General features: G+C 71.1%; 8 protein-coding genes and 1 pseudogene. 6 read left to right on the top strand and 3 right to left on the bottom strand.

Features of this window, described 5'->3' with window-relative positions:
- Positions 1 to 113 precede the first annotated feature (113 nt).
- Together G3573_RS18775 and G3573_RS18780 are read right to left on the bottom strand one after the other, a co-directional pair.
- Positions 114 to 287: a DUF1328 family protein gene (locus tag G3573_RS18775; RefSeq protein WP_163263213.1), complete on the bottom strand. Its 174-nt coding sequence runs from the start codon at positions 285 to 287 to the stop codon at positions 114 to 116.
- 87 nt (positions 288 to 374) lie between these two features.
- Positions 375 to 1,175 carry a response regulator gene (locus tag G3573_RS18780; RefSeq protein ID WP_163263214.1) on the bottom strand — a complete coding sequence of 267 codons (801 nt, stop codon included), beginning with the start codon at positions 1,173 to 1,175 and terminating at the stop codon, positions 375 to 377.
- 244 nt (positions 1,176 to 1,419) lie between these two features.
- Here G3573_RS18780 and G3573_RS18785 point away from each other — a divergent pair, with 244 nt between their 5' ends.
- The 6 genes from G3573_RS18785 to G3573_RS18810 all read left to right on the top strand — a co-directional run bounded on the left by G3573_RS18785 (position 1,420) and on the right by G3573_RS18810 (position 6,411).
- A complete protein-coding gene (locus tag G3573_RS18785) occupies positions 1,420 to 1,620 on the top strand; it encodes a NepR family anti-sigma factor (protein WP_163263215.1) in 201 nt (66 codons plus the stop codon).
- The gene (locus G3573_RS18790) at positions 1,617 to 2,207 is read left to right on the top strand and encodes a sigma-70 family RNA polymerase sigma factor (RefSeq protein ID WP_163263216.1); all 591 of its coding nucleotides are present in this window, start codon (positions 1,617 to 1,619) and stop codon (positions 2,205 to 2,207) included. The genes G3573_RS18785 and G3573_RS18790 overlap by 4 nt, the downstream gene beginning before the upstream one ends.
- A gap of 4 nt (positions 2,208 to 2,211) precedes the next feature.
- Positions 2,212 to 3,948: a sensor histidine kinase gene (locus G3573_RS18795; RefSeq protein ID WP_346427419.1), complete on the top strand. Its 1,737-nt coding sequence runs from the start codon at positions 2,212 to 2,214 to the stop codon at positions 3,946 to 3,948.
- Between the two features lie 33 nt (positions 3,949 to 3,981).
- Positions 3,982 to 4,119, top strand: a complete 138-nt coding sequence (locus G3573_RS18800) for an entericidin A/B family lipoprotein (RefSeq protein ID WP_163263217.1) — start codon at positions 3,982 to 3,984, stop codon at positions 4,117 to 4,119.
- A gap of 124 nt (positions 4,120 to 4,243) precedes the next feature.
- Positions 4,244 to 5,908, top strand: coding sequence for an MFS transporter (locus G3573_RS18805; RefSeq protein WP_163263218.1), 1,665 nt, complete (start codon positions 4,244 to 4,246; stop codon positions 5,906 to 5,908).
- 23 nt (positions 5,909 to 5,931) lie between these two features.
- A complete protein-coding gene (locus tag G3573_RS18810; protein ID WP_163263219.1) occupies positions 5,932 to 6,411 on the top strand; it encodes a hypothetical protein in 480 nt (159 codons plus the stop codon).
- Here the strand turns inward: G3573_RS18810 and G3573_RS18815 are convergent.
- A pseudogene (locus G3573_RS18815) lies at positions 6,395 to 6,880 on the bottom strand (penicillin-binding protein 1C); the annotation flags it as partial. The gene G3573_RS18810 and the pseudogene G3573_RS18815 sit on opposite strands and share 17 nt — an antisense overlap.

The raw sequence follows: 6,880 nt of genomic DNA on the forward strand, positions 1-6,880 counted from the left end.
GGCGTGGCCCGCGCCTGGGCCCAGCCGGCCCCGGCGGCCCGCCAGGCGCCTGAGCCGGGCGAGAGCCGGGCCCCGGACGGTCAGCCGGCCAGCGCCCGCTAGATCGGCGCCCGCTAGACCGGGGGCTGGCCGCGGAAGGCCCGCATGGCGAAGCCGACGACCAGCAGCACCAAGAAGATCACGAACAGGATCTTGGCGATCGCGGCCGCCAGGCCGGCGAGGGCGAAGAAGCCCAGCGCCCCGCAGACCAGCGCCAGAACCACGAAGATCAAAGCCCAACCGAGCATGCGCGCCTCCGAACCTGAAACGGCCGGCCTGCGACAGGCCGGCCGTAGGATTCAACGCGCGAACGGGCGTTCGGCTCAGCCGCCAGCTCAGGCCACTTCGCGGGCCCGGGCCGGGTGGAAGAACAGCGCCTGACCGATCGCCGCCTTCACCGTTTCCGGCTGGAACGGCTTAGTGATCAGGAAGGTCGGCTCCGGCCGCTCGCCGGTCAGCAGGCGTTCCGGGAAGGCGGTGATGAAGATCACCGGCACGTCGTAGCGCTTGAGGATGTCGCGCACCGCGTCGATGCCGGAGGAGCCGTCGGCCAGCTGGATGTCGGCCAGCACCAGGCCGGGACGCTTGCGCGCCACCGCGTCGACCGCCTCGTCGTGGGTGGCGGCGACGTCGACCACCGTGTGGCCGAGCTCCTTGACCAGCGCCTCGATGTCGGCGGCGATCACCGGCTCGTCCTCGATGATCAGCACGTCGGTGGCCAGCTCCTGGTCGATCTCGGCCTGGGCGCTGGCGATCAGCTTTTCGACCTCGTCGACGTCGGTCTCCAGGATCTGCGCCGCCTCGGAGGGGGTGAACCCTTCAAGCGCGGTCAGCAGGAAGGCCTGGCGCGAGCGCGGCGCGATGGCCAGCAGCCGGCGCGCCGGATCGTCCGACCCGCCCAGCTGGGCCGGTTCCGCGTCCTCCAGCTGGGCCCCGCTGGAGCACCAGATGGCGTGGAACACGTGATACAGCGCGACGCGCGGGGTCATGTGGGCTTCCAACACCCGCTCGCCGGCGGCCAGCGCCTCGAGCGCCACGCGCACGTAATTGTCTCCGGTGGCCTGATCGCCCGTCAGGGCGCGCGCGTAGCGACGCACGTACGGCAGGTGCGGCGCCAGTCTCGCCAGAAGACCCATGATCTGATTTCCCCGACACTGAATCCAAAAAGACGCATCCAAAAAGACGCGCGGGCGCACAACGCCTCGAGATACGCGCGCGCTGTCGATCACAACGCATGACGGACGGCGCAGGTTCCTCGACGGAGTCCGCATACCAGCGCTATATTGGGGGAAACCCGGAACCGGGTCGAGCGGACCGCGTTTGAGGGCGAGGGAAAGTTCCAAGTCGGCGCTCGCCTCTGGGCGGCGCGCGAGCGAGGCCATGATCGATCAGAACACCGCAGCGAAGAACCGGCACCGGGTGGAAGAGGATCCCTCTTCGGACGAAGCGCGCCTGCGCCAGCAGGCCATCGGCGTAAAGCTGCGTCAGATGTTCGACGAGGTGGTCAGCGAGCCGGTGCCGGACGAGTTCCTGGAAATTCTCCGGCGTGCCGACGCACGCGACCAGGAGAGCGGCGCATGACGGCGCACGCCGCCGCCTCGGCGGACGACGAGGGCTTCAAGCGCGAACTCGTCGGGTTGATCCCGCATTTGCGGGCGTTCGCGCGCACCCTGTGCGGCGACGCGGCCTCGGCCGACGACCTGGCGCAGGACGCCATGCTGAAGGCCTGGGACGCGCGCTCCAGCTTCCAGATGGGCACGAACATGAAGGCCTGGACCTTCATGATCCTGCGCAACCAGTTCTATTCGGAGAAGCGCCGGTCCTGGCGCCAGTCGCAACTAGACCAGGAGCAGGCCGAGCGCACCCTGGTGGCGGCCGACGATCCGGAGGCGCCGGTGGCGCTGGACGAACTGCGTCTGGCGCTGCGCAGCCTGCCCGACGAACAGCGTGAAGCGCTGGTGCTCGTGGGCGCCGGCGGCTTCGCCTACGAGGAGGCGGCCGAGATCTGTAACTGCGCGGTGGGCACGGTGAAGAGCCGCGTCAGCCGCGCCCGGCGCGCCCTGCAGGCGGCGCTAGAATCCGGGGCCTACGAACGCGACGGCGCGCCCGCGGGGGACGCCATGGGCGCGATCCTCGCCGACGCGGAGCGTCTGAGCGGCGTGCGCTAAGTCCGTGGGCCACGCCCCGACGCCGGCCGGCCCGCCGCGCTACCAGACCATCCGCTTCCGGCTGGCGGCCGCCCTCTTGCCTATTCTGGCGCTCAGCGTGCTGCAGTCGGCCGCCGCCTTCCGCCGCGAGGCCGAGCACCAGCGCACCGACCTGGCCCTGGGCGCCGAGCGCGCCGCGGCGACCGCGCGGGCGCGGCTGGAGAGCGCGGTGGTCATGCTGGAGACACTGCGGCCGGAATCGGTCGGGCTCTACTGCGTGCCGCGCCTGCGCAACCTGGTCGACCGGCTGCAGGGCTACGAGGCCCTGGTGCGGTTCAGCGCCACCGGCCGCGTGGTCTGCGCCAGCGGCTCGGTGCCGTTCGACAGCGCCGCGGTCGGCGGCGACTGGTTCGACCGGCTGAAGGCCGGCGAGCGCATGGTCGTCACCCGCGCGCCGCCCGGCGTGTTCTCCCAGCAGGCGGCGGTGCTCACCGCGGTGCGGGCCGAGCGTCCGCTGGGCGCCTTCGACGGCGCCTTCGTGGCGGTGATCCCCCTGTCCAGCCTGCGCCCGACCGCGGCCGAGCGCGCCCTGCCCAACGGGGCGGAGGTGGCCGTCACCGACGATCGCGGCCGGCTGCTGACCTCGACCGACCCGCGCGCCTTCGGAAAGCTGGAGACCGGCTGGACCCGCAAGGCGCTGCAGGAGGGCTCGGCCCTGTTCCACGCCAAGGACGCCGAGGGCCGCAACCGCGTGTTCGCCGGCGCGCCGCTGGCCGGCCAGGACGTGTTCGTGCTGCTGTCCGCCCCCACCCAGGGGCTGCTGTCCTGGGCCCGGCTGAACCCGATCATGACCCTGATCATGCCGCTGTTCGCCTGGGGCCTGGCCCTGGTGGCCGTGCTGAGCGTGACCGAGCGGGTGGTGATCCGCTGGCTGGGCTATCTGGAGCGGATCGCCTCGATCTACGCCAAGGGCCGCTACAGCGTGCGGCCCCTGCAGGCGCGCAACGCGCCCTGGGAGATCCGCAACCTGGCCACCACCCTGGACCAGATGGCCGAGGCGATCGACGCGCGCGACGTGGCGCTGCGCGACAACCTCGCCCACAAGGACGCGCTGATGCGCGAGATCCACCACCGGGTGAAGAACAACCTGCAGGTCATCTCCTCGCTGCTGAACATGCAGCAGCGGGCCCTGACCGATCCGGGCGCGCGCGCGGCGATGAGCGACACGCGCCAGCGGATCACGGCGCTGGCCCTGATCTACCGGGCGCTCTACCTCAGCCCCGACCTCAAGCGGGTGGACGTGCGCCTGTTCCTGGAGGAGCTGATCGCCCAGCTGGTGGCGGGCGACGCCCCGCGCGGGCCGCTGGTGCGCACCGAACTGGAAGCCGACCCGCTGGTCATCGACCCCGACAAGCTGGCCCCGCTGGCCCTGTGGGCGGTCGAGGCCATCACCAACGCCCAGAAGCACGCCTTCGCCGGCCGCGGCGGCACCTTGCGGGTGCGCTTCAAGGTCGACGGGGCGGAGAGCCGGCTGGAGGTCGAGGACGACGGCCCCGGCGCCGGCGAGGACGCGGTCGGCCAGGGCGTCGGCCGCACCCTGATGAACGCCTTCGCCCGCCAGCTGCGCGGCCGGGTCGAAATCGGCCCGGCGATCGGCCACGGCGTGGTCGCCCGCCTGGTCTTCCCGACCCCCGAGGCGGCCGCGCCGGAAGCGCAACCCCGTGCGCGCCAAGGCTCAGCGGGGAACCAGGCCGCGGCCTGAGCGTTCCCCGCGCGCAATCGGGAGGTACCGAATATGCGTAAGTTGATCGTGCTTCTGGCCGCCGCCGCCGCCCTGACCGTATCGGCGTGCAACACCATGGCCGGCGTGGGCAAGGACACCAAGGCCGCCGGCCAGGCGATCGAGAACAGCGCCGACGACGTCAAGAACTGACGGCCGTGCGTTCGTCTTTCGTGCGTTGATGAAACGAGCCCCGCCGGCCGCCGGCGGGGCTTCGTCGCGCCTGCGTTGCCTCCCCCCGGGGCCGTGGTAAAGCTTGGCAAAACCGGGGGGTTACATGAGCGTTCAGGATCCGGCCAAGACCCGCGAACCGGGCCTGGCCACGGTCGTCGCCGCGTCGGCGGCCGGCACCGCCTTCGAGTGGTACGACTTCTTCATCTTCGGGTCGCTGGCGGCGGTGATCGCCAAGCACTTCTACACCGGGGTGAACGAGGCGACCGGCTTCATCCTGGCGCTGGCCACCTTCGCGGTCGGCTTCTTCGTCCGGCCGCTGGGCGCGCTGGTCTTCGGCCACATCGGCGACCGCAAGGGCCGCAAGGGCGCCTTCCTGGTGACCATCTCCCTGATGGGCATTGCGACCTTCGCCATTGGCTTCCTGCCGACCTACGAGCAGATCGGCATGGCCGCCCCGCTGGCCCTGATCGCCCTGCGCGTCCTGCAAGGCTTCGCCCTGGGCGGCGAATACGGCGGCGCGGCGATCTACGTGGCCGAGCACGCGCCGGCGAAGAAGCGCGGCGGCCTGACCGGCTGGATCCAGACCTCGGCCGCTCTCGGGCTGATCGGAGCGCTGGTGGTGATCCTGGTCACCCGCAAGACGCTCGGCGAAGAGGCCTTCCAGGCCTGGGGCTGGCGGATCCCGTTCTGGGTCTCGATGGGCCTGCTGCTGATCTCGCTGTGGATGCGCGTGAAGCTGGGCGAGAGCCCCGCCTTCAGGAAGCTGGAGGCCGAGGAGGGCGCCGTCGCCAAGGCCCCGTTCGCCGAAAGCTTCCTGCGCTGGCGCAACCTGCGCCTGGTGCTGATCGTGCTGTTCGGCATCATGATGGCGCAGGGCGCCGTCTGGTACGCCGCCTTCTTCTACAGCCAGTTCTTCCTGGAAAAGGTGCTGAAGGTCGAGGCCGCGACGGTCAACGAGCTGATGATCGCCGCGACCCTGGCCAGCGCCGTGCTGTACGTCGTCTTCGGCTGGCTGTCGGACAAGATCGGCCGCAAGCCGGTCATGCTGTTCGGCATGATCCTGGCCACCGTGGCCTTCTTCCCCGCCTTCAAGGCCATCACCGCCGCGGCCAACCCGGCCCTGGCCGAGGCCCAGGCCAAGGCGCCGGTGGTGGTGCACGCCGACCCCGCGACCTGCTCGGTGCAGTTCGACCCGGTCGGCAAGGCCGTGTTCGCCTCCTCCTGCGACATCGCCAAGAGCGTGCTGACCAACGCCGGCGTGTCCTATTCGAACGCCCCCCTCGCCCCGGGCGAGACCGCCAGCGTTTCGGTCGGTGAGCGCATGGTGCTGTCGCGCGAGGGCGCGGGCCTGGACGGCGCCGCCCTGAAGGCGCTCAAGGCCGAGGTCGAGGTCGACATCCGCTCGGCCCTGGCCGAGGCCGGCTATCCGGAAAAGGCCGATCCGGCGCGGATCGACTTCCAGCGGCTGTTCGGCCTGATGATGATCTTCGTGGTGGCGGCCACCGCGCTCTACGGCCCGCAGGCCGCGGCCCTGGTCGAGCTGTTCCCGACCCGGATCCGCTACACGGCCATGAGCCTGCCCTACAACATCGGCACCGGCTGGTTCGGCGGCTTCCTGCCGGCGGCGGCCTTCGCCATGGTGGCGGCCTCGGGGAACATCTTCTTCGGCCTCTGGTACCCGGTGGCGATCACCGCCGTGGCCGTCCTGGTCAACATCGCCTTCCTGCCCGAGACCAAGGGCCGGGACCTGGACAAGATCGAGACGTGAGGGCGATGAGGTTTCGGTCGATCATGGCCGCCGCCATCTTAGCGCTCGGGTTCGCGACGGCCGCCGACGCCCAGACGCCCTCGGCTCCTGCTTGGCTCAAGCCGAAATTCGGAGCGTCCATTCCGGAGGTCGCGGCGGCCGTGCCAGGGACCGTTCCGACAACCAAGGCGCCCGGGCTGCAGCTCAAGGACGCGCGGCTCGACACGAGCGAAGGCGTCACCCTTTTCATCTTTGAGAACGACGCCCTGACGCAGACGCTCACCTTCTTCCGTAGCGGTGACGACGTAACCGTCTCGGCGTCGCTGTCAGAGATCTATGGGCCCGGAGAGTGCAAGACGACGGAGCAGCCGGGTTTCCGGGGCGCGCGTTGCCACTGGACCACCAACGACGGGCGCCTCGACCTGAACTACCTGAGGGCGGGGAACAAGCTGGTCGGATTCACCTTGGAGCGCCGGCCCGCCGCTCCGGCGCAAACCTCTCAGCCGGTCAACCCCTCACCCTGACCTTCGCCCGCGCCTCGCGGCCGTCCGCGTCCACCACGCTGAGGCTGTAGAAGCCCGGCGACGGCGGGGTCCAGACCACGCGGCCGGAGACCGGCTCGGCTTCCAGCGCCTGGCCCTCGACGTACCAGCGCAGGCCCTCGCCGCGAGCGGCCAGGACGAAGCCGCGGTCGGCGGACATCTGCACGGTCGAGCCGTCCGGCGGGAAGATCAGCGCCGGTCCCGTGCTGGTCGCCTGCAGGGTCTTGAGCGCCTTGGGCGCGCCGCGCGGGGCGATCGGCGAAGGCGCGCGCGAGGGCGCGGAAATGGCGTCGAACACGTCGAACAGCAGGGGCGCGGCCGCGTCCCGTCCGGTCAGGCCGCCGCGCGCGCCGCCGTCGGCCCGCCCGGTCCACACCGCCACCACATAGCCGCCGGCCGCGCCCACCGCGACCGCGTCGCGGAAACCGTAGGAGGTGCCGGTCTTGTAGGC

The sequence above is a fragment of the Caulobacter sp. 17J65-9 genome (assembly GCF_010975005.1).
In the GTDB taxonomy this organism is placed as follows: Bacteria; Pseudomonadota; Alphaproteobacteria; order Caulobacterales; family Caulobacteraceae; genus 17J80-11.